The sequence below is a fragment of the Microbacterium terregens genome (genome assembly GCF_039534975.1).
GTDB lineage: Bacteria > Actinomycetota > Actinomycetes > Actinomycetales > Microbacteriaceae > Microbacterium > Microbacterium terregens.
The window spans coordinates 524,104-548,414 of record NZ_BAAAWH010000001.1 but is presented as its reverse complement, the minus strand read 5'-3'; the positions used below and the strand labels follow the sequence as shown (position 1 = coordinate 548,414).

12 protein-coding genes and 1 pseudogene are annotated in these 24,311 nt (G+C 70.4%); all 13 read right to left on the bottom strand.

What is annotated here, in order from left to right:
* Positions 1–80: 80 nt before the first annotated feature.
* Positions 81–752: pseudogene (locus tag ABD655_RS02535) on the bottom strand (FHA domain-containing protein); the annotation flags it as partial.
* A gap of 500 nt (positions 753–1,252) precedes the next feature.
* The gene (locus ABD655_RS02530; RefSeq protein ID WP_344711470.1) at positions 1,253–2,095 is read right to left on the bottom strand and encodes a PP2C family protein-serine/threonine phosphatase; all 843 of its coding nucleotides are present in this window, start codon (positions 2,093–2,095) and stop codon (positions 1,253–1,255) included.
* The gene (locus ABD655_RS02525; RefSeq protein WP_344711469.1) at positions 2,092–3,303 is read right to left on the bottom strand and encodes an RDD family protein; all 1,212 of its coding nucleotides are present in this window, start codon (positions 3,301–3,303) and stop codon (positions 2,092–2,094) included. The genes ABD655_RS02530 and ABD655_RS02525 overlap by 4 nt, the downstream gene beginning before the upstream one ends.
* Entirely contained in the window at positions 3,300–5,660 is a 2,361-nt protein-coding gene (locus ABD655_RS02520; RefSeq protein WP_344711468.1) for a transglutaminaseTgpA domain-containing protein, read from the bottom strand. Before ABD655_RS02520 ends, ABD655_RS02525 begins: the two co-directional genes overlap by 4 nt.
* Positions 5,657–6,895, bottom strand: a complete 1,239-nt coding sequence (locus ABD655_RS02515) for a DUF58 domain-containing protein (protein WP_344711467.1) — start codon at positions 6,893–6,895, stop codon at positions 5,657–5,659. The genes ABD655_RS02520 and ABD655_RS02515 overlap by 4 nt, the downstream gene beginning before the upstream one ends.
* The gene (locus tag ABD655_RS02510; RefSeq protein WP_344711466.1) at positions 6,895–7,866 is read right to left on the bottom strand and encodes an AAA family ATPase; all 972 of its coding nucleotides are present in this window, start codon (positions 7,864–7,866) and stop codon (positions 6,895–6,897) included. The genes ABD655_RS02515 and ABD655_RS02510 overlap by 1 nt, the downstream gene beginning before the upstream one ends.
* Positions 7,867–7,901: 35 nt before the next feature.
* Positions 7,902–13,991: an Ig-like domain-containing protein gene (locus ABD655_RS02505; protein WP_344711465.1), complete on the bottom strand. Its 6,090-nt coding sequence runs from the start codon at positions 13,989–13,991 to the stop codon at positions 7,902–7,904.
* 237 nt (positions 13,992–14,228) lie between these two features.
* A complete protein-coding gene (locus ABD655_RS02500; protein ID WP_344711463.1) occupies positions 14,229–16,583 on the bottom strand; it encodes an ATP-binding cassette domain-containing protein in 2,355 nt (784 codons plus the stop codon).
* Between the two features lie 99 nt (positions 16,584–16,682).
* On the bottom strand, positions 16,683–17,282 hold the full coding sequence (locus ABD655_RS02495) for a hypothetical protein (RefSeq protein WP_344711461.1): 600 nt from the start codon (positions 17,280–17,282) through the stop codon (positions 16,683–16,685).
* A 475-nt stretch (positions 17,283–17,757) separates the two neighbouring features.
* Positions 17,758–20,001 (bottom strand): LLM class flavin-dependent oxidoreductase, encoded by a 2,244-nt coding sequence (locus tag ABD655_RS02490; RefSeq protein WP_344711459.1) that lies wholly within the window; start codon positions 19,999–20,001, stop codon positions 17,758–17,760.
* A 75-nt stretch (positions 20,002–20,076) separates the two neighbouring features.
* A complete protein-coding gene (locus tag ABD655_RS02485) occupies positions 20,077–20,667 on the bottom strand; it encodes a DNA-3-methyladenine glycosylase I (protein ID WP_344711457.1) in 591 nt (196 codons plus the stop codon).
* 37 nt (positions 20,668–20,704) lie between these two features.
* Positions 20,705–21,697, bottom strand: coding sequence for an NAD(P)-dependent alcohol dehydrogenase (locus ABD655_RS02480; RefSeq protein WP_344711455.1), 993 nt, complete (start codon positions 21,695–21,697; stop codon positions 20,705–20,707).
* A gap of 173 nt (positions 21,698–21,870) precedes the next feature.
* Complete coding sequence (locus ABD655_RS02475; protein WP_344711453.1) at positions 21,871–23,976, bottom strand: acyl-CoA dehydrogenase family protein; 2,106 nt, start codon at positions 23,974–23,976, stop codon at positions 21,871–21,873.
* Positions 23,977–24,311 lie beyond the last annotated feature (335 nt).

Here is a 24,311-nt window from a genome sequence, read left to right as displayed (position 1 = left end):
GTCCCCGGGCACGACGACGGTCGGCTCCCCGGGTGCAGTCTCATCGGGTCGACCCCGGAGCGACGCAGAGTGGTGCCGTTCGTCGTATGCAGGTCGATGGCCACGATGCTGTCGCCCTCGGCGCGCAGCTCGACGTGACTGCGCGAGATGTCCTGCTGCGGGCTGTCGACGGCGACGAGGTGGGGCAGGTCGGTGCCGGTCACGCGGGTGGAGCGGGGGCGGCGCCCGATCACGACGGTGCGGTCGAGCGTGAGCACCTGGCCGGTGGACACGCGCACGCGCCCGGGGGCCGGCGGCCGCGGCGGTGCCAGCGGTGGCGGGGCGGGCTGGTCGGTGCGCTCGACACTCGGACGACTGTCACGAAGCGCCCGCGCCTGTGCGACGGTGACCGTCGCGCCGTCGTGGTCGCCGGCGGCGGCAGCGTCATCGTCGTGTTCCTCGGCCTCTTTCCCCTCTTCGCCCTCTTCGTTCCGCACTGCGGCGTCCTCGACGACCCGCGCCACGGTGGCCCCCCAGAGGTGGTCGTACCCGCCCGTCGCGGACTCGTCCGCGGGCGGCGTGCCCGCATCGTTCTCGCCGACGCCGCGTGTGGAGTCGGGCGGCAGGAGCGTGTCGGCGTCGGTGAGCGAGGACACTGCGGCGGAATCGATGAGTGCGGCGGCGTCGGGCCGTGGCGTCGGCGACTCGGCGTCGAACGCGGACCACGGTCCGCGTGGAGCAGGCGGCGACGCGGGCGGTACGACGGGCGCCATGGCGGGGCGGTCCGGCTCCGGTTCGCGCGGCGCGACCGGCTCAGGGTCGGGCGCTGCGGCCGGGACCGGCAGCCATTCCACGGCCGAGGCCAGCACGACGCCGTCGCCGACCGGAAGAGTCGGGGATGCGGCATCCGCACGCACGTCGATCTCCACCCGTGTGACGGCCGCGATCACGCGCTCGGACCAGGTCGTCACCCCCGCACCCGAGATCACCTCGGTACCGGCGCCGCCCACGACGCGCACGCTCAGCGATCCGCGGACGGCGAGCCGCACGGCGGATTGTTCGGAGAGCGCGACCACGAAAGGAGGGATCGCGGACAGGGAGGTGCCGAATGCTCCGGTGAGCGCCTCCAGCACGGCGGCCAGTCCCCCGCCCGCGGAGACCTCTTCCCACAGCCGGGCGACAAGTGCGGAGGAGACTTCGCCCCCCACGACGACCAGACCGTGAGGCGTGACCACGACATGGGCCCGCCCCGGGGCGTAGCGAACGATTCCGCTCATCGACTGCCACCTCTCGCATCCACGCGGGGCCGCGTGTCCGTATCCACGTCCTCGACGGCCGCGCCCACCGGCAGAGTGTCCCGATCACGGCAACCGTGCTCGCGGCTGAGCACCTCGATGGCGTCCACGACGATCGCCGTGATGTTGTCCCGACCGCCGCGCAGCATCGCCTCGTGCACCAGCCGGGTCGCCGCCGCCTGAGGGTGCGCCTCGGCGCCCAGGATCGCTTCGATCGCGGCGCGGTCGAGCTCGCCCGACAGGCCGTCCGAGCACACCAGCAGACGGTCTCCCTCGTCCGCGGGGATCAGCCAGTAGTCGGGCTCGGCGTCGCTGCCGCCGCCGATCGCCCGGGTGATGACGTTGCGGCGCGAGTCCGTCGTGGCCGACAGCTCGTCCAGCTCGCCGCTGTCGATCAGCTCCTGCACGACCGAGTGGTCCACGCTGATCTGCTCGAGCACTCCGCCGCTGAGCCGATAGGTGCGGGAGTCGCCCAGGTTGATCGCCAGCCAGTAGCCCTCGCCGTCGACGCTCGCGATCACCACGCCCGACAGCGTCGTGCCCGCGCCGGCGCCGGGAGGCAGCGGCACTTCGGCCACGCGACGGCGGGCGTGAGCCAGCGCGAGCTGCACCTGTTCGATGGTCACGCTGGGCAGCCCCGCCAGCCGCGCGAACTCTTCGATGACGAGCATGCTCGCCACTTCACCGGCCTGGTGGCCGCCCATGCCGTCGGCGACGAGGAACAGCGGCGGGGCGGCGAGGAACGAGTCCTCGTTGATCCGGCGTCGCAGACCGGTGTCGGTGGCCGACCCGTGCGCGACGGTGATGGGTGCGGCGTTCACGAGGTTCCCACTTCCAGGCTGCGGTCGCCGAATTCGAGTCGGTCGCCCGGGCGGAGGCTGGTCTGGGCTCCGGCGATCAGTCGCTGCGGCGAGCCGTTGCGCACGAGCGCGCTGCCATTGGTGGAGTGCCGGTCGATGATCCACGGCCCCGCCGCGTCGCCGCCGATCTCGAAGTGCGTCTTCGACAGTGACAGCGTCTCGTCCCGCATCGCGACACGGGCGGCGCCCTCTTCGGTCGCCGGGTTGCGCCCGAACAGCGTGCGCCCGTACACGGCGATGCGGGTGCCGTCGTCCCACGTCAGGACCGTGACCGCCGCCGCCTCGTCCGCGCGATGCGCGGGAGCGGATGCCGCCGCCCGCGTCTCGTCGACGTTCTCGCCCGTGGTCGGGGGAGCCGGTGCGGCGACCGCGGTTCCGGAGGGGGGCGGAACGGGCACCGGCGCGGCCGGCGCCGCCGGGACAGCAAACCCGGAGGCAGCCGCGGAAGTCGCCGCAGCGGCAGGAGCCGATCCGGCGACGCCGGGCACATGCGAGATGAGACCGGTCGAGGGGATCGGGGCCGCGGGCACGACAACCCGCGCCGCCGGAGTGAGCGATGGGGCCGCCGGGGCGGGGCCGAGCCCCGTCACGGAAGGCACCACGGGCGCGTCACCAGCGGCCGGCGCACCGGCGGGGGGCGGCAGGTAGGGGTTCGCGACGGGTGCGGGCGGCACCGGCGGGGGGACGGAGGCCGCGGCGTCCATCGCCTTGCGGTCCACGACGACGCTCCGGGACGCCATGTCGTGCCAGCCCTGCCGGCGACCGCTCGAATCGAACAGGGGCGAGAAATAGCCGACGACGATCGACCCGGCCAGCGCCCAGACCAGGTTGCGCAGCAGCGCACGCCAGAACCCGATCGGCGCGTCGGACGCGGCATCCCGAATCTGTATTCCGCGCGCCCGCTGCCCGAGCGACCCGCGGCCGCCCTGCATCGCCGTGTAGACCACCAGCCAGATCAGCGAGACGACGGCGACGATCGCCCAGAGCAGCAGCACCATCGCGGCGAGCGCCTCGCGCTTCCAGGTGGGACCGAGCGCGAACAGGATCGCGACGGAGATCCCGCCGAGGACACCGCCGATCGCGTACTGGATCGCGAGGTCGATCGCGTAGGCGCCGACGCGGCGGCCGATCGGCGCGGCGACGGTGGGGGCGACGGTGCGTCCGGTCATCGGGTCTCCTTCGGGTTCTGAGTCGGCTGAGGTGTCCATCGCAGGCGCGCGCCCGCCAGCAGAGAGCGCACGCTGAAACGCGCCCGCAGGCGCTGCCACCGTGTACGGTCGGCGCCCATTCCGCCGACGATCTCGTCGACCTGTCGCCAGAATTCGTCGACGTCGGCGGCGGTCGGCTCGCTCGGGCCGAAGATCTCGGCGTCGGCGCGGCGGGCCAGCGTATCGACGCCGGGCTGGGTGAAGGCCGCGCCGAGCACGCCGGCCTCTTCCGTGCGCGTGCCCCCGGGTCGCACCGGGGTGCCGAAATCCGTCGCCCTATCGACGAGCTCCTCCCACCCTCCGGTGATCCGGTCCCAGGCGCGTTCGGCCTCGCGCCTGCGGCGACGGCGGACCGTCTTCAGCGCGGCTATCAGGATGAAGGGCGCGGCCAGCAGCGCGAGGATGCCGAGCGTGATGAGGCCGATCACGACGTACGGACCCCACGGCCACGCAGAGGCATCGTCCTCATCTTCGGACTCGCGATCGTCGGGCACCATCGGCGGCAGGTCCACCGGATCCTGCTCGGGGGGCGGGGGCTGCAGCACCTGCGGCTTCGGATCCGCGCGCGGTTTGGTGGTCTGCTCGTTGGGCAGCTGGTCCTCCGGGGGCGTGGGATCGAACGGCACCCAGCCGACCTTGTCGAAGGCGACCTCGACCCATGCGTGCAGCGAGTCGCCGGTGGCGGTGAAGACGCCGTCGGCGGCCTCTCCCTGGTCGGGGTAGAAGCCCATCACGACCCGGGCGGGGATGCCCAGCTCGCCGGCCAGGAGCGCCATCGAGCTGGCGTACTGCTCGTCGTCGCCGACCATCTGGTCGGCGCCGAGCAGGGACGCGATGCGCTGCGCGCCGTGTCCGGCGCGCGAGAGCGCCTCGCCCTCGAGACCGTGGCTGAAGAACCCGTCACGAGAGAGCATCGTCTGCAGCGCACGCACCTGCTCGATCGGCGTGGTGGCCTCGGTGACGGCCTTCGAGGCGATGTCCGCCAGCCCCTCGGGCACTCCCTCCGACGTGGGCATCTTGAGCGGCGCGAAGGGCACGTCGGCCAGCGTGCCGTCATCCGGGACCGAGGCGATCACCGTGTTCAGCGTGTACGCGTCGCCGGATCGAAGCTTCGAGGTGACCACCGCGGTGCCGGTGGATTCGTTGTAGTGCGACGCGCGACGGAGGTCATCGGCGCGGTCTCCGTCGAAGGCGATGCTCGTGACCGCACCGGCATCCGGCAGCCACACCCCGTCGTACTCGTCGATCTCGACGCGCAGAGTGACCGGCGTGCCCTCGGCGTCCGCCGACATGTTGCTGCGCACGGGGGTGAACGCGCTCGACGAGCCGGCACCCTCGTCCGACACGTTGTAGACCATGCCGTTGTAGGCATCCATTGTCGCCACGCGCACGCGGGCGTCCTTCGGAAGCCCGGAGACCGTGAACAGCGGCTCCTCCGCGGCATCTCGGACATACCCTCGGAACGCCTGCAAGGGGCTGGGGTATTCGCGGATGTCGAACGGCGGGATGACGATGTCTCGCAGCACATAGCGCGGCGAGGCCGGCGCGGTGACGGCGCTGGTCATGATGCCGGCCGTGACCGCGACCGCGACGATCAGTCCGGCCGCGAGCACACGACGGGTCGTGGCCCCGGATGAGGCCGACCCTTCCTCGCCGAGGGCGACGACGGCTCCGGAGGGCGCCCAGGCCTGGCGGACGGCGAGCCAGGCGATCGCCACGACGGCGAAGACGATGCCCTGCACCACCGGAGCCGCCGGCTGCGACGTGCCGATGGCGATCTGAACCGCCAGGAAGGCGGCGGCGGGAACCAGGGCCCACGCTGCGGAGCGGGCCCGCAGCGCCAGGCTCGCCGTCAGCACTGCCGCGATGAGTGAGAGGAGGAAGGGGACCAGGAGGTGACCATCGGATGCCGAGACCGGCGCGACGGTGGTCAGCAGCTGCTTCCACGAGGTGACCGTGCCGACGGCCAGCTGCCGCAGCGTCTCCAACGTCGGGATAACGCCGGCGAACGCCGTGTGGGGCAGGGCGAGAGCGGCGCCGAAGACGAAGTAGGCGAGCACCGTGGTTCCTGCGAGCAGGAGCAGTCCCCAGCGCAGACGGGTGCCGAGCGCGGCGAGCAGCAGGCCCAGCGCCGTGCCGCCGACAGCCGCGATGAGGTAGCCGGCATTCTCGAACGTCGGCCAGAAGCCGATGATCGGAACGGCGAGAAGCAACGCGACCGCGGCGAGGTCCAGGCCCCACCGTCGACCGGGGAGGACCCTGCGCGCGTCGGCTGCCGCCGCGCGGGTGCGTGCCCGGAGTCCGGAAGGTTCGTTCATGCGAGCACCTTCACGAGGGCTCGCGACAGCTGATCCAGCGCGCCGACGGTCACGACGTCGGCTTCGCCGATGCGCCGCAGCGACGGCGTCGCACCGTCGTCCGCCACGATGGCGAGCACCCGCGCGCCGAACGGCAGACGCGAACACGCCAAGCGCACGTGCTCGGCGGAGGTCTTGCTGCCGCACACCAGCACGACCACGCTGGCGCTTGCGAGTGTGGCGCCGACCGAACCGGCCAGATCCACGAGCGTGCCCTCCCGGGCGGCAGAATGTTCGAGCCCGGCCAGCGAGTCGAGGAACTGCTTGCCCGTCGCGGCCGGCAGCGCCCGGCCCTGCACCCGCACCTGAACACGCTGCGAGTCGCGCAGCGCACGCAGACCGAGTGATCCCGCGGCGGAGATGGCCAATTCGAACTCTTCGGCGGTGCGATAGTCGGAGGGATGCCGCGACAGCGCGATCACGAAGTGCGAACGCCGCGTCTCCTCGTACTGCCGCACCATGACGGTTCCGGTGCGGGCGGTGGACTTCCAGTGCACGTGGCGCAGGTCATCGCCGGGGTGGTACTCCCGCAGCGCGTGGAATGAGACATCGTCCGGCGACAGATCGGTCGCCGGGAGGCCTTCGAGGTCGCGCAGGAAGCCGAGGGACTGCCCTTCGAAGAGCACGGTCCGCGGGTGCACGTACAGGTCGACGGGAGAGTCGCGCCGATGGATGCGCTCGAACAGGCCCAGCGGGTCGCCGCGCAGCACCGCGACGGGTCCGACCTGCAGGATGCCGCGCTTCTGGGTCGGGATCGCGAAGAGCTCCTCCACCGAGTCACCCGCCGCCAGCCGACGCACGTCGAAGACGCCGCGGCCGCTGCCCACGGGCAGAACGACACGGGACGCCAGGATGGCGCGGCTGCCCGCGTTCGAGAGCGTGAGCGCTCCCACCGCCCGCTCGCCGACGATGACGCGCGTGCGATTGAGGTCCAGTGTCACCTCGTACGCCGTGCGACCGAACAGGAACAGTGCGCACAGCGCCAGCACGACGGTGACGATGACGGCCGCCACGGTCAGCTCCTGCCACCCGAGCCGCTGTCCTGCGGTCCACAGCGCGATCGCCGAGAGGATCAGGATCCACGCCGCCGGTCGCGCCACGGAGGCGATCGCGCCCGCGCGCCGGGCCAGCCGGGATGCCAGGGCTCCCACCTGTTCCGTCGTCGTCGCTTTCGCGCCCCGTGTATGGACGGTCATCAGGCCGCGGACCTCGCCTGGGGTGCTGCCACGCTTTCGAGGACGCGCGCGATGACCGCCTGCGCCGTCGTGCCGGCGAACTCCGCCTCGGGATCCAGCACCAGCCGGTGCGTCCACACCGCCGGTGCGAGGGTCTTGATGTCGTCGGGCAGGACGAAGTGGCGGCCATGGACGGCGGCCCACACCTTCGCCAGACGGATGATCGCGAGCGATCCGCGCACTGAGACACCGACCTGCGCGGCGTCGTCCGCACGGGTCGCCTCGGCCAGCTGCGCGGTATAGCGCAGGACCGCGGGCTCGACGAAGACGGTCGAGGCGAGATCTGCCATGTCGGCCACGGCCGCCGTGGTGATGATCGCGGCGAGGTGTGCCGACGGGTTGCGATCGGATGCTCCGGCCAGGATCCGTTCGGCGACGGCAAGGTCGGGGTACCCGATCGAGGTCTTGATCAGGAAGCGGTCCAGCTGCGCCTCGGGCAGCTTGTAGGTTCCGGCCTGCTCGATGGGGTTCTGCGTCGCGATGACGAGGAAGGGGCGCCCCACCTCGTGCGTCACGCCGTCCACGGTGACCCGCGACTCCTCCATGACCTCCAACAGCGAGGACTGGGTCTTGGGGGACGCGCGGTTGATCTCATCCGCCAGAACGATCGACGCGAAGACCGGGCCGCGGTGGAACTCGAACCGGTGGCTGGTCTGGTCGTAGATGGTCACCCCGGTCACATCCGACGGGAGCAGGTCGGGCGTGAACTGGATGCGGTTGCTGGTGCCCTGCACGGTCGCGGCGAGAGCCTTCGCGAGGCTCGTCTTGCCCGTGCCCGGCGCGTCCTCGAGCAGCACGTGTCCTTCGGCGAGCATGGCCGCCAGCACCAGGCTGACCACGTGCGGCTTGCCCATGAGCGCCTGGTCGACGTTGTCGACGAGGCGCGCGAAAGTGCCCTGGAACCAAGCAGCCTGTTCGGGGGTCATCGTCATTCGGGGGGTGTCCTTCGTTCGGGGGGAAAGTGGTTTCAATACCAGGTCAAGTGCTGAGAATCGCCCCAGCCGTCGATCTCGAGCCAGGCGTCGTACCCGGGGTAACCCATGTAGCACGTCATCTGGACTTCGCCGTTGGCCGGGATGCTGTAGGACTTGACGCCGAACCGCTTGGCTCCCTGGTGCGAGCACGCGACGGTGTACGTGCCCGCCGGGAAGTTCTCGACCTGGAGCTTCAGGTACGCGCAGGACGAATGGTCGCACTCGGCGAAGCTGCCGCCGGAGCCCTTCACGAGCCGCGCGACCGGCACCGGCGGATCGTTGGTCCGCGCGGACGCCGACGCGACGGCCGACACCTGGTTCTCGCTGTCGATGGCCCGGACCTGGATCGAGTGGGTCTGGCTGTAGCCGTCGCCGACGGCACGCGAGCCGCCCTGCGCTCCGACGTTCTCCCAGCCGCCGCCGTCGACCGCGATCTCGAGCCGCGAGATCGGGCGCCCGTTCGGCGAGGGCACGGACCACGACACGGTGACGCTGGTGCCGTTGTTGCCGGCTACGGCCCCCGGCGTGTTCACCGCGCCGAAGGGTGCGACCGCGTTGGACCCCGGCGACGAGGGTCCGTCGTAACGGACGCCGTCCAGGGAGGTGTACGCGCGAACGGCGATCGTGTAGGTGCCGTTGTTGCCCACCTGCCCGTTGCCGATGGTGCCGGACCCGCCCGTCCCGCCACTGATCCAGTCGCCACGCCACCCGCCTGAGCCCACCTGGTACTCGTAACGCAGCTCCCCAGCGGTCGCGCCGTTGCCGGCGGCCTCGGAGAACGTGACCGACACGGTGTTGTCGCCGGGCGTCGCCGCCACGCTGGCCGGAGCGCCCGGGGCGACGAATGCGCGGCGGGGGGCGGAGGGGGCACTCGGGTCACCCCAGCCGGCCTTGTTCTGCGCCCGGACAGTGAAGGTGTAGTCCGACGTCGATGCGTCGACGGCCAGTGCCTGTGAGGTCTGGCCCGCCGCGACCGGGATGGTGCGCTGGAGCGCTCCGCCGCGCAGGACGTTGAGCTCGTAGCCGGCGATCGGATCGCCGTTGGTCGCCGGCGGCTGCCAGGAGACGGACATCTGCGCCTGCGATCCCACCGGGTCCAGGCGGGCTGTGGCCGGTGCACCGGGCGCGGCGGGCGGGCCGGCGGGTACCGCGTTGGCTGACCAGACGCTCCAGCTCGATGGCTCGGGGGCGCGGTTGTGGGCGCGGACGCGCACCTGGTACGAGGCGCCGTTCTCCAGCCCCTCCCAGACGAGCGAGGTGCCGGTGACGCCGGTCTTCTGGGCGACGCCGGAGGGTGGCGCGGGTGAGATCTCCAGCGTGAAGGACTCCACCGGCGAGCCGGGAGTGGTCGGGGTGACCCACGCGACCCGGAGGCTGCGGTCGCCGAAGACGAGCGTCGGAGGCTGCGGCGTGTCCGGGCGCGCGTCCGGACGCGCGGTCTGCGAGGGCGCGGACGGGTCGGATTCGGCGACGCGGTTGGTCGCCGTCACCGAGAAGTTGTATTCGACGTTGTTGGTCAAACCGTCGAGCGTGCAGGTCGTCGACGCGCAGCTCTTCGTGTAACCGCCGGCGAGGGATCGCACGGTGTACTTCTCGATCGACGCGCCGTTGTCCGCCGGCGGGGTCCAGGACAGCACCACGGTGCGGTCCTGGACGCTAGAGACGGTCGGCGTGCCGGGTGCGTCGGGCCGCCCCTGCACCGTCAGACGGATGCGTCCCTCGACCTCGCGCTCGGCATCCCCCGTCGCATCCTGCACGCGGTAGCGCACGACCATCGTTCCGAAGAACGTCTTGTCGGGCGTGACACGCACCGCGTCGCCGGCGACCTCGACGGCCCCCTGGCCGGTCTCGATGATGGCCGTGGTGATCTTCAGCGGCGTCTCGGGGAACGGGTTGAAGTCGTTGGCGAGCACCGGGACGCTGACCGTCTTGCCCTGGTCCGCCTCGGCGATGGTGTCGTCGTTCGCGGTCGCGAGCGATCGTGTCGAGGCCGTCACGCGCACCGTGACGGATCCCTCGACGGGTTCGGTCTGTCCGTCGTCGACCCGCACTCGCAGGGTCGCTGTGGTGCCCTTGGGCGTGCTGGCGGCCGCGCTCACCTTGAGGCGCTGGCCGTCGATGTCCGCGGAGAGTCCGGCCGGCGCGCCGCCGATGAGGCTGTAGCGCACCCCCGGCAGGTCCTCCCGGTCGGGGTCGGTGGTCAGGGCGAGCAGGTCCAGGGATGCGGCATCCTCACCGGGTGCGACATCGACCTGTCCGGTGGTGAAGCTCGGCTGCTGGTTCGACGGGGGAAGGACGGTGACGGGCAGCGTGAGAACGGCCTTGCGCCCGTCGGGGTCATCGGGACCGGTGCCGTCGGTCACCTCGAACGTCAGCGCGTCCTGGCCGAAGTAGCCGGCGGCGGAGGTGTAGACGAGGGTCTTCTGGTCCTTCACGAGCGACGCGCCGCTGGAGTGCACCGCGGCGACCGTGGCGGCTTCGGTGAGGACGACCTGCTTGCCGCCGGCCGCCTGGACGTACTCACTCAGGGGAATATCGATCGTCTCTCCGCTGGCGACCTCGATCGGCTTGACCGACGTGATCAGGGTCGGCGGAAGCGCACCGAGCGCGGGCACATGCACGAAGGCGGAGGCGGTGAGAGAGTCACGGTCGGTGACGCTGTACGTGATCAGCTGCGGTACGTCGCCGAGCTGGATGCGGAGCTTGCCGTCAGCCAGGACGCGGGCGACGCCGCCGGTGACGCGCACCTGCAGCGCGGCAGCCGTCCCGTCGGGGTCCTCGTCGTTGCCGAGCACCTCGACGTCCACGGTGTCGTCGTCCTTGACGTCCTCCGCGCGCACCCGGTCATCGCGTGCGATCGGCCGCAGAAGCGGGACGTCCTCGTCGACGGTGATCTGCAGCACGGCGGTCGCCTCGGCACCCCGCGCATCGACGATCGTGTACTGCACCGACGTCTCCATCGGCTTCGTCGGCGAGGTCACCACGACGCGACCGCTCTGCACTTTGGCCTCGAGCCCGGCGACATCGGGGATCACGAGGCCGTCGGTGACCAGCGAGATCCGGTCCCCGTCGGGGTCGGAGTCGTTCAGCAGGACCGGAACGGCGACGGTGCGGCCGGGACGCATGATGACGGAGTCCTTGACCGCGTACGGGGCCTGGTTCGTCGCTTCGGGCGGCGCGATGCCGACCCGGATGGGAGCGGTGGCCTCCTTGCCGAGGCGGTCACGGACGCGGTAGGTGAAGGAGTCCACGCCGTGGGAGTCGTCGAACGCCTCGTAGACGAGGAAGTTGGACCCGGTTTCGACGATGCGGCCCTTCGTCGGCGCCGATGCGATGCCGACGAGCTCGACCGAGTCGCCGTCCTGGTCGATCCCGTCGAGCGGGATCGCGATCTGCACCCGCTGTCCGCTGAGCACGCGGGCGGTGAGGTCGCGGGGGCGCGGCGCGGAGTTCGTCTCGTCGTTGACCGGAAGCACCTGGATGGTGACGTAGCCGGCGTCACGCTGTCCTGTGCTGTCGATGACCTCGTAGGTCGCGTAGACGGTGCCCGGCTCGGCGCTGGCGTGGAAGCGCAGCGTGTCCTGCGAGATGAACAGCTCACCGTCCTCGGGAGAGACGAGGGGCGGGATCAGCTCCGGTGCGACGTGGATCGTGTCGCCGTTCGGGTGATAGTCGTTCTCGAGCACCGGGATCGTGACGATGTCGCCGGCGCGCACGACGGCCTGATCGTCGTTGGCGACCGGCGGGCGCAGCTGCGCGGGCGCCGGAACCGGGATCACGATGACCTCGCCTTCTGCCGTCTGGGACCCGTTGGAGATCCGGTATCCGATTCGCACCTGCTCGCCGAGGGCGGACTGGTCGCTGATCCGCAGCGTCTCGTGATTGAGAACCGCCACGGCGATGCCGGAGTTCGGTGGCAGCGTGACCGATTGGACGACCAGGATGCCGCCCGCGGGGTCGCTGTCGTTGGTGAGGACGTTCACCAGCACCTCTCCGCCGCTGGGCAGGAGCGCGACGTCCCGGACGGCGACCGGCGGAAGCGCCGATTCCGATTCGGGGTAGACGTCGACGCGCACCAGGCCGGGGACGGCATTGGCGCCCGCCGAGACGAGGTACTGCACGTAGTAGACGGCGGGGACGTCGGAGCGGAACGAGAACGTCTTGTTCGCGAAGTCCGGCACGATGGTGGCGCCGTCGATCTCGTCGACGCGCGTGAGCCGCAGCGGCTCGCTGCTGGAGCTGGTGTCATTCGCCAGCGGCGCGACCGTGACCGTCTGTCCGACGCGCACGACGACGTGGTCGGCGTTGGTGACCGGCACCGTGGAGCCGACCGGGCGCACGTCGAACCGCACGGTGCCCTCGGTCACCTTCTCGCCGTCCGAGACGAGAATGGTGACGTCCTTCTTGCCCTGCGTCGCGCCGATGGCGCGGTAGGTGATGCGCCCGTCCGAGGTGAAGTCGGCCTCGTCGCCTTCCGCCGGGGTGACCCCGGCGAGGAAGACGTCATCGCCGTCCGGGTCGATCCAGTCGGGCAGCACGTTGTACGACACCGTGCCGCCGGCCTCCACCGCGACCGTGGTGATCCGCTTCTGCGTCGGCCCGGCGTTCGTGCTCCAGTCGTGCACGGACAGACGCACCGTCGCGGTGTCGGTGCCTCCGCGCCCGTCATCGATCTCGTAGACGAAGGAATCGCTGCCGGACCCGTCGTCGGCGACGGCGATCTGCAGGGCTGCGCCGTTGTTGATCGGCTGGATCGCACCCAGGCCGGGGTCCCCGTCGGGGACGGATGCCGTCAGGACGTCGCCGTCCGCGTCGGTGTCGTTGTCGAGCACCGGCAGGACGGTCGTGCGCCCGGGGCGGACGCCGAACTCGTCGTCGGTCGCGATGGGCGCGGTGTTGACGTCGGTGCGCTCGGGCAGCGTCGTCTCGACCGTCTCCTCGGTGGTCTGCTCGTCCTCTTCCGCGTCGCCTTCGGGCGGGGTGATCTCGTTCCAGTTGTCCACCCGCTGCAGACTGTCGCTGGCCATCCACGTGGCACCGCCGACGATGTCGTTCAGGACGATCACGTCGCGGTTGACCCGGAAGCGAAGCACCGACGTCTCGTCGGCGCCGTCGATGTCGCTCTTGAGGTCGTCGTCCTTGCCGACGCAGTCGCGAACGAAGGTCGACGATCCCGACCACGCCCCGTACGCGCAGCCCTTCAGCCAGACCGGTGCAGCCGGCGTGCCGACGCCTCCCGAACCGATCTCGGAGAGCTCCGAACCATCCAACGGCACGCGGACGAGAGCACTCGTGGTCGACAGACTCACCGCATCGGATGCCTCCGAAGGCTGCTGCAGCACGGCCGCTTCGCCGCCGGGCACCAGCAGGGTGGTGCCGTCGGAGGTGAAGATCCGGCCCGCCGCCGCGTCGAGTACCACGGCGGTCGAACCGACGGCGGTGATGCTCACCGGGCCGTCGGCCTGCAGCTCGTCGATCGCGCGCACCTGCGGATCGGTCGTCTCGCCGTTGGCGTCGATTCGGATCGTGTAGAGCTCTGCGGATTCCGCCGAGACCGCGTAGACGGTGCCGTCGACGCCCACCGTGACGGCGGCACCCTTGCCGAGCGACGCAAGCGGGTCCGTGCCCTGCACCTCGAACGCGCCGACGCCGTCGGCGGGAAGCGCCCACAGGTCGCCCGAGGCGGGGTCGAGGATCGCGACGGTCGAGCCGCCGAGCACGACAGCGGCACCGGCCGGAACGTCGGTCGAGTCGGTCAGTGCGACCATCGCGGTGTCGACGCTTGTGACCGTTCCGTCGCTGTCGTTCACGACGAAGACGGTGGTCCCGGACTGAAGGATGTCGAACTGATCACCGGTGGTGCGCAGCGCGCCGTCCAGCACCTGCGATTCGTGGTTGAAGTGTCCCACCAGCAGGCTGGACTGCTTCGTCACCCACACCCCGCCGTCGTGCAGGTCGACCTCGGTGGTCGGGAACCCCTGGTACACGAATGCCATCGTGGTGAGGGTCACCGCTGCCGCCGTGACGGCGCTGGTCGATGCGACCGCGCGCGGATGCGCACGAAGCCACGCGAACGACTTCATTGAATTCCTCGGTCCCGGCCTGTTTGACGGTGGCGTGGCGTCGGGTCCCGAGTCGCAAAACGACGCGGGCACTCACTGGGGCAGCGGCGTATTCAGCCTACCTGCAGAAAAAACCCCCCCTCGCACCCCCCAGTGCGGGGAGGGGAGCGCAGCCGATGAAGGCTGGCTGAATCGACACTACGGAACCGGTCACGGGGCCGCGATGGGGCGAACTACCCATTGCGCTCTGCGGATTTCTCAGGCTCCGACGTACTGCTTGAGGTGATGCGCGGTGAGCGTGTCGGCGTTCGCGACGAGCTCGGCCGGCGTCCCTTCGAAGACGATCGCACCGCCATCGTGGCCTGCGCCCGGTCCGAGATCGATGATCCAGTCGGCGTGGGCCATCACTGCCTGGTGATGCTCGATCACGATGATGCTGTTGCCGGCCTCGACCAGGCGGTCGAGCATGGCGAGCATGTTGTCGACGTCGGCGAGATGCAGACCGGTCGTGGGCTCGTCGAGGACGTAGATCGCCCCCTTCTTGGCCATGCTGATCGCGAGCTTGAGCCGCTGCCGTTCGCCACCGGAAAGCGTATTGAGGGCTTGCCCGAGGGTGATGTAGCCGAGCCCGACATCGATCAGCCGGGCCAGCGTCGTCTGTGCCGGCCCCTTCGTCAGAAAGTCGGCCGCTTCGGCCGCCGACATCGCGAGCACCTCCGCGATGTTCTTGCCGTCGAGCCGGTACTCGAGCACCTCGTCGCTGAAGCCGGAGCCCTCGCACAGCTCGCACAGGGTTTCGACCGTCTGGGTGAAGCCCAGCGTCGTGATGATCACGCCGAGCCCGCGGCATGCGGGGCACGCGCCCTCGGAGTTGGCGCTGAAGAGGGCGGGCTTCACGCCGTTCGCCTTCGCGAATGCCGTTCGGACGGTGTCGAGGATGCCCGTGTACGTCGCCGGACTGCTGCGGCGGTTGCCCTTGATGGGCGCCTGATCGAGGACGATGACGTCGTCGAACGACGGGACGTTGCCGTGGATGAGCGAGGACTTGCCCGAGCCCGCGACTCCCGTCACGACAGTGAGGACACCGAGCGGGATGTCCACGTCCACGCGCTTGAGGTTGTGCTGCGTCGCGCCCCGGATCTCCAGGACGCCCTTGGGCGTGCGCGTGGACTCCTTGAGCCTCGCGCGGTCGTCGAGGTGGCGCCCGGTGATGGTGCCCGACGCACGCAGGCCCGCGACATCCCCCGTGTACTGGACCTCGCCGCCCGCTCGACCTGCTCCCGGGCCCAGGTCGACGACATAATCGGCGATCTCGATGACCTCGGGCTTGTGCTCGACGACCAGGACGGTGTTGCCCTTGTCGCGCAGCAGCTTCAGCAGGGCGTTCATCCGCTGGATGTCGTGCGGATGCAGACCCGCCGTCGGCTCGTCGAAGACGTAGCTCATGTCGGTCAGCGCCGAACCCAGGTGCCGGATCATCTTGGTGCGCTGCGCTTCGCCGCCCGACAGCGTCCCGGACGCCCGATCCAGCGACAGGTACCCCAGGCCGATGTCGACGAACGAGTCGATCGTGCCGCGGAGACTCACCATCAGCGGCGCGACCTCGGGGTCGTCGATCGTGGCGAGCCAGTCGGCGAGGTCCGTGATCTGCATCGCCGCAGCATCCGCGATGTTCACACCTCGGATCTTCGACGAGCGCGCGCCCTCGTTCAGACGCGAGCCGCCGCAGTCCGGGCAGGCGGTGAACTTGACGGCCCGGTCGACGAAGGCGCGGATGTGCGGCTGAAGCGAGTCCCGATCCTTCTGCAGCATCGACTTGGTGATCTTGGGGATCAGGCCCTCGTAGGTCATGTTGATGTTCTGGATCTTGACCTTCGTGGGTTCTTTGTAGAGGAAGTCCTGACGCTCCTGCTCCGTGTAGTCCTTGATCGGCTTGTCGGGATCGAAGAACCCGGACTCGGTGAACCCGCGCACCATCCAGCCGTCGACGTTGTATCCAGGGACGTTGATCGCGCCGCCGGCCAGCGATTTCGAGCCGTCGAACAGTTCGTCCAGGTCGATGTCGCTCGCCTCGCCGAGCCCCTCGCACCGCGGGCACATGCCGCCGGTGATCTCGAACGACCGGCGCTCCTTGACCGTCTTGCCCCCCTTCTCGAAGGTGACGGCGCCCGCACCGGAGACCGACGGGATGTTGAACGAGAAGGCCTGCGGCGATCCGACGTGGGGCTGGCCGAGGCGGCTGAACAGGATGCGGAGCATCGCGTGCGCATCGGTCGCGGTTCCGACCGTCGAGCGGGAGTTGGACCCCATCCGCTCCTGATCGACGATGATCGCAGGGCTGACGTTCTCGAGGGCGTCGACGTCGGGACGATTGAGCTGCCCCATGAACTGCTGGACGAACGTGGGGTAGGTCTCGTTGATGAGCCGCTGCGACTCGTTCGCGATCGTGGCGAACACGAGCGAGGACTTGCCGGACCCGCTCACCCCGGTGAAGACGGTCAGGCGTCGCTTCGGGATCTCGACATCCACATTCTTGAGGTTGTTCTCCCGGGCCCCCACGACGCGGATCACCTCGTGGGAATCGGCGATATGGGGCGTGGATGCCGGAGTCATGAGAATCCTCTCGATCGGGGCACGCTTCATTCTGCCCGTCGTCGAGGACAGCCCGCTTCCTCGATCCTGCTCGGATGGCACACCGGACTCGGGCCGGCGTCAGCGCGCGTTGCCGGCGAGGATGATCCACCACGCCGGGAAGGCGACCATCGCGAGCGCGACCGGAATCCCGCCGGCGACGAAGAGCACCATCCGCGCGGCGGAGTCCGCCTGGACGAGGAAGCCTGCGCCGATCAGTGCGCCCCCGCCCACGAACGCGATGAGCAGGGCGATGCTCAGCGGCAGGACCCAGGACGGCAGGGCGGCCGCCCCGACCGCGGCGGCGGCGGCCGGCCACAGCCAGACGAACCCGACGAGGATCATCGGCGTCGCCACCAGGAACTGCATGTTCAGGCCCACCCTGCCGGCCAGCATGAGCACGGTGACGACCGCATTCGCGGCGATCAACGCGCTCAGGACCCCGGTGAGAATCCACAGCGGCGTTCCGCCGCGGACGCGCACGACGAGCAGCACCGACGCCACGATCCAGGGGACCGCGCCCAGCACGTAGAGCCAGTCGTTCACCGGGCCCAGCCATGCCCATCGGCGCTGTTCGGCGCCGAAGGGCGTCGCGAGCGCGAAGAACAGCACCAGCGCCAGCAGTCCGGCGGCGCTCACGAAGCCCTGCAGGCCGGCGAAGATCCTCAGCTGGTCGGTCACATCTCTCCCCCGTTCGCCGTTGGTCGCTGCGCGTCAATGTGCCAGCGGACACCCCGCGCCGCAAGATCACCCATCCGCTCTCGTTTTCGCGGCCCCGGCGAGCCCGCCGCTCGCCGGGGTTCCGCTGTCACGACACGCCGGCGAGGCCCGCACCTTGCGACAGCGGAACAGGAGAGTGTGGGCGACCGAGCCCGAGGGTCGCCGGGGGTTCGGCTGTCACAACACGCCGGCGAGGCCCGCACCTTGCGACAGCGGAACAGGGCAGCGTGGCGACCGAGCCCGAGGGTCGCAGAAGTTCCGCTGTCACGACACGCCGGCGAGGCCCGCACCTTGCGACAGGGGAACAGGGGAGTGTGGCGACCCAGCCGGAGGCTCGCCGGGGCTCCGCTGTCACAACACGCCGACCGCGCCCACACCTTGCGACAGGGGAGCACATGGGGCCGGCGGAACGAAGGCCGCGGCGAAGGGGGACGCGTCAGCCGGTGACGGCGGACTCCGGGGTCACCGAGAAGTTGTCGGCGAAGACGGAGTCCGGATCCACCTCGGCCTTGATCGCACGCAGCCGGGCGAGGGTGGCGGGCGGGAACGCCTCCTCGATCCGCTCGGGCCGCAGCGAGCTCTCGAAGCTCAGGTACAGGCCGCGTGAGTGCTCGGCAAGAGCCGCCCACGCCGCCGCGAAGCGTTCGGGATCCGCCCCGAACGCGACGATCGAGAAGTTCGCGGCGCGGTGCGCATACGCGGTGGCGTCCTCGGGCACGTCGGCGACCGCGCCGCCGACGGAGCGGATCTGGAAGAAATAGGAGTCCCCGGCCTCCAGCATCCGGTCGGCCGCCTCCGCGATCGCGGGCGTGATGTGGTCGACGAGGCCGGAGCGCGCGAGCGGCTCACCCGCCCCATGCTGCGGGCCGAGGTCGGCGTTGGCCATCACCTGCGCGTACGTGGTCAGCTGGACGGACTGCTGCACGAGAGGAGCGAGATCGGCGAAGGGCTGCAGACGGGCGATGATCCGGTCCGGGTCGGCGGAGTCGACCATGGCGAGCATCTGCGCGATGCGCGGCTGACCGGGGCGCCGCCCGCCCAGGATGAGGAACGCCGTCAGGTCACGCGGGGCCGCCTCCATCGCGGCACCCCAGCCTCGGAGGAACTCCGCGGTTTCGGAGGCATCGAACGCGAGCTGGGCCCAGCCGACCTCGCCGACCTCGTCCACCTCGAAGTCGAAGCTCGTCACCACGCCGACATTCGCGCCCGCGCCGCGCAGGGCCCAGAACAGCTCCGGGCGCGTCTCGGCGTCGGTGCGCACGATCGATCCGTCGGCCAGCACAATCTGGGCACCGCGCACGTGATCGATGGTGAGGCCGTGCTCGCGCGCGAGCCATCCGATGCCGCCCGCGGTGGCGAGGCCGCCCACGCCCACGCCGCCGTAGTCGCCGGAGCTGAGCGCCCAGCCGTGCTCGCCCAGAACGGCGGCCACTTCCATCCAGCGCGCGCCGGGGCCGATCCGCACCAGGCGCCGCTCGTGGTCGAGCACCTCGATCGAGTTCAGTCGACGCAGGTCGATCACGATGCCGCCGTCGTTCGTGCTGCGACCGCTGATTCCGTGACCACCGCTGCGGATCGAGAGGGGTGCGACGGGATGCCGCCGGGCGAAAGCGATCGCCGCGGCAACCTGCTCGGGCGAATCCGGCTGCACCACGATCGCAGGCGATCCGCCGCGCAGATACGTGGAGCTCACGTCGGGATAGTCGAAGTCACCGGGTTCGACGACCCGCAACCCGGCGGGCACGTCGTCGTAGGCGATGCCCGGGCGGCGTCGCGCGAGCGAAGCCGCGCTGCGCAGGGGAGCCTCGCTGATCCCGCGGGCGCCGCGTTCGCGCGCCACGAGTTCGCGGACCAGGGGCGCGACCTCCTCGCCGAAGGTCTGGAGGACGCGCGGGTCGTCTCCGGTCGCGATGAACGTGCCGATCCCGTCCTCGAGGGCGAGGGTCGCGAGCTGGTCCGCCCAGGCGCGCGGTTCGGGGGTTCCGCCGCCGACGTTGAGGAGCCGGCGGATCTCACGCGGGTCGCGGCCGACCGAGTCCGCCGCCTCATCGATCGCGGCGTTGCCGCGGGCGAGGTCGCCCGGCTTCATGTACCCGAGTGACGGGAGCCACCCGTCGCCCTTCCGGCCGGTCAGCGCGAGCATGCGCGGCTTGTAGGCGCCGATCCAGATGGGGATGTCGTGGGTCGCGCGCGGCCCGCGCTTGGCGCCGGTCACCCGGTGATACCGACCGTCGGAGAAGGCGCCGCGCTTCTGGCTGGTGTCCCAGAGCAACCTGATGACGTCGATGGCCTCTTCGAGCGCGGTCACCGCCTGTCCGGGGGTCAGGCGAGTGCCCCCCATCGCGACGATGGCATCCCAGAAGCCGCCTGCGCCGAGCGCAAGATCGAAACGGCCCTCCGAAAGCAGGTCGAGGCTCGCGGCGGAGCGTGCGATGACGGCCGGCGGGCGCAGCGGGACGTTCAGGACGTTGGGCGCGATCCGGATGCGCTCGGTCCGGGCCGCGACGAAGGTCATCAGCGTCCAGGTGTCCAGGAACGCCGGCTGGTACGGGTGATCCTGGAACGTCACCAGGTCCAGTCCCGCGGCCTCGGCGAGCCGGGCGAGCGCCACGGGAACGTCGGGCTTTGCCGCCGATGGGGTGATGAATGCTCCGAATTCGAGCGCGTGCGCGTAGTCCACGTCAGCCTCCGACGGGAGCAACCGGCATCCGTCGTTGCGTATTCCAGCGCATGGACCGCGCGCCGGTATGGCGCATCAGGCCGCGCGCCAGCATCCCTCGACGTGGTCATCGACCATGCCGGCCGACTGCATCAGCGCGTACATCGTCGTGGGGCCCACGAAGCGGAACCCGCGCCCGCGCAGGGACTTGCTCATCGCCGTGGACTCCGGTGTCACAGCCGGCACCTCGGCGAACGACCGCGGCCGGGCGCGCCCCGACGCGGGCGCGAACGACCACAGGAGGCCATCGAGCTCGCCGCCCGGCATCTCGACGAGAAGGCGGGCATTGGAGATCGTCGCCTCGATCTTGGAACGATTGCGGATGATGCCCGCGTCCCCCATCAGCCGCTCGATGTCGTCGGCGCCGAATGCCGCGACCGACGCCGGGTCGAACCCGGCGAACACCTCGCGGAATCGGGGTCGTTTGCGCAGGATCGTGATCCACGAAAGCCCCGCCTGAAAGCCCTCGAGGCTCATCTTCTCGAAGAGCGGCCGGTCGCCGTGCAGGGGCACGCCCCACTCCTCGTCGTGGTACCGGCGGTATTCTCCGTCGTCACCGGTCCACGCGCAGCGCGGGATTCCGTCGTCGCCGATTCGGATGTCAGGGGTGGGGATGCCGGGGCTCACCTCGTCAGGATAGGGCGACGTGACGACGCGACGGGGATCATGGCGTCAGGATCACGTGCCCCGCCTTGCCGCGCGCCACGTGCTCGTGAGCCGCGCGACCGTTCGCGTACGGGTAGATCCCGTCGACCACGGCACGGATCCGCCCCGCCGACACCAGGGCGCTCGTGGCCTCGAGGTCTGCCCGGACCACCGCGGGTCTGCGCAATCCGGTGAACGCGATCCGCGAGCGCCGTCCGCGCGAGCCGAGCGTGAGCGCGTGGAATGCGAGGGCGCCGATCGTCGGCACCGTGATCAGGTACCGGCCGGTCGGGGTGAGGATGCCGCGGGCTCGGCGGTAGCCCACCGTGCCTACGACGTCGAAGACGACGTCGTAGCGTTCGGGCAGTGTCGTGACGTCGACGGCGCGGTAGTCGTAGGCGTGCACCGCTCCGAGCTCGCGGACGAGCGCGATCCGCGGCCCGCTGCACACCGCCGTGACCTCGGCACCCATCTCGACGGCGAGTTGCACGGCGGCCGTGCCGACAGCACCGGAGGCGCCGTGGATGAGAATCCGCTCGCCGGCGCGCAGCCGCGCGGTGTCGCGCAGGAAGGACATCGCCGTCGCGTCGACGAGGGACGCGGCATCCGTGGCCGTCAACGTCGGCGGACGCAGCGCGACCGCACCTTCCTCGTGGATCCGCACCAGCTCGGCGTGCGCACCCATCGCCGCCCCGGTCGCCCCCCACACCGCGTCGCCGACCGCGAAGCGCGTCACCGCGTCACCGACCGAGACCACGGTGCCCGCGAAGTCCGCACCCAGGATCGCCATGCGGGGCCGGCGCAGGCCCGCGAACAGACGTGCCGCGAACGGCGTACCCGCCCGGAATGCCGCGTCGGCGGTCGAGAGATCGGCCGCTTCGACCCGGATGAGCAGCTCGCGGGACCTCGGTGCGGGGTCGGGCGCATCCGCGTACTCGACCACTTCTGGGCCGCCGTATCGGCGGGTGACGACAGCGCGCATGATGTCTCCTTGGCGTAAGGGATCCGTCATGTAAAGAATCCTTGACACCAAGTTACGCTCCGCCCTCGGCCGGTGTCAAGTATTCTTGACACCCTGTCACTCCCCACCGGCCGCGAGACCGGATAGACGCCACGAGACGGGGTCGAACGGACTCCGTCTCGTGGCGTCTATCCAGTCTCGCGGGAAGGGAAGAGGGCGCGCGGCTACTTCTTGTTCGCGGCCTTCTCCGAGATCGGGGCCTCGCCGGATGCGGCCAGCTCCCGGTAGTACGCGCGCGCCTCGTCCTGACGGGCCTGCTCCGCGCCCGATGCGATCGGGGCCCGCAGGTGCTCGGGCTCGTAGCCGAACGCGTCGACGAGGTCCTGCGCGTGCGGGCGCAGCCGCAGGCACAGGCGGTCGATGTAGGCCGACACGGCGCCGGCCCGCTGTGAGGAGAGGCGCCCGTGGATCAGATACCACGCCAGGTGCTTCTCGATCAGGCCGAGACCGAACAGGTCGCGCAGCCAGACCAGGACCTGCTTGGTGCCCTCGTCGTCGACGGCGGTGACAGCATCCGTGAACGCCTCCCACTGCAGCAGCTCGGCGTGCGCACGCGCGGCCTCGATCAGCTCGGACTGGTTCGCGTTGAACAGCGCGGCCGCGGCGGCAGGGGACAGGGCGGATGCCGGACGCAGGCGTGTCGCGACATCGGTGACCATCTGGTGCACACGGTCCGCGAGCAGCTCGTGCTGCTGCTCGGCGCGCAATCCCCGCTCGATCGCGCGCGCGGTCGAACCGAAGTCGCTCACCGCCTGGCCGAGCTGGCGCATTCCGGCACCGTGGAAGAGCTTGCCCGCGGTCTGTCCCACGGCGTAAGCGGCGAGCGCCTTGGCGTCCTTGTCCTTGAACTGCTTGCCGAAGTCGCTGAGCAGCCGCTTGCCGACGAGCTGCAGCAGCACATTGTTGTCGCCCTCGAACGTCGCGTAGACGTCGAGGTCCGCGCGCAGTCCCACCAGACGGTTCTCGGAGAGGTATCCGGCGCCGCCGCAGGCCTCACGGGCCTCCTGCAGGGTGTCCAGCGCATGCCAGGTCGACAGCGGCTTGAGCGCCGCCGCCAGGGTCTCGAGGTCCTGGCGATCGGCATCCGTGTCGGTGGCCCCGCTCATGACCGAATCGAACTTCTGCAGGAACTCGTCGTGCACGAAGATCGACGCGTAGGTGGTCGCCAGCCGTGGCAGCAGGCGACGCTGGTGCTTGCCGTAGTCCAGCAGCACGACCTCGTCGGTACCGATTCCGGAGTCGAACTGACGCCGCTGGTTCGCATAGGTGATCGCGATGTCCATGGCGATCGCCGACGCCCACGCCGCCGACCCGTCCAGCGACACGCGCCCCTGCACGAGGGTGCCGAGCATCGTGAAGAACCGGCGGCCGGAGCTGGAGATGTGGCTCGTGTACGTGCCGTCCACCGCCACATCGCCGTACTTGTTCAGGAGATTGGTGCGGGGCACGCGAACCTGGTCGAAGTGCAGGCGGCCGTTGTCGATCCCGTTCAGACCGCCCTTCAGCCCGTCGTCCTCGCCGCCGATCCCCGGCAGGAAGTCGCCGTTCTCGTCGCGGAGCGGCACGTAGAAGCAGTGCACCCCGTGATTGACGCCGGCGGTGATCAGCTGCGCGAAGACGGTGGCCGCCACGCCGTGCAGCGCCCCGTTGCCGAGGTAGTCCTTCCAGGCGCCCCGGAACGGGGTGTGGATCACGAACTCCTCGGCCGCGGGGTCATAGGTGGCCGTGGTGCCGATGGACGCGACATCCGATCCGTGGCCGGTCTCGGTCATCGCGAACGCACCGGGGATCTCCAGGCTCATGATGCCCGGCAGCCATTTGTCGTGATGCTCCTTCGTGCCCAGCTGGAGCACGGCCGAGCCGAACAGCCCCCACTGCACACCCGACTTGATCTGCAGGCTGGGGTCGGCGGCGACCAGTTCGGCGAAGCCGGCGATGTTCGCGCCGTTGTTCTCGGCGCCGCCGTACTCCTTCGGGAACGCGCGGTGCACGGCCTTGCTCTCGACGAGCAGGTGCATCTGGCTCAGGACCCGCTCGCGGTGCTCGGCCATGCTGAGTCCGTCCACACGCCAGAACGCGGGGTCCTTGATCATCCGGCGCGCCTCGCGCCGGGTGTCGGCCCACGTGCCCAGGAGCATGTCGGTCACCTGCGCGACATCGATGCGGGATTCGGATGCTTCGGCCGCAGTGTGCGGGCCGGTGGGGGCCCCGCCTGCGGGGGTGCGCTTGTTCGTGGCGGGCTTTTTGGAACGGACGGCGGCGTCGGCCATTGCGTCACCTTTCGGTGGGATGAGGAGTCTCATCGACGGTAGAACTCCTCCAAGTCCAGGCAAACTCCATTGGACGATGTCGACAACGGGCGGACGCGCAGCGGGCCGGAGCGCTTGTGCGCTCCCGACAGCGAACGGCGTGCCCACGATAGAGCGGCGCGAGAACAGGAGATATCGCGGAGTCAGGACGATTCTGGCCGAAGTCTCCTGAGACGGCCGTATCTCCTGAGCCCGTGTCACCGGCATCCGCCCTCCCGGCACCGGCATCCGCCCTCCCGGCACCGGCATCCGCCCTCCCGGCACCGGCATCCACCTGCCAGCACCGGCGCGCACCC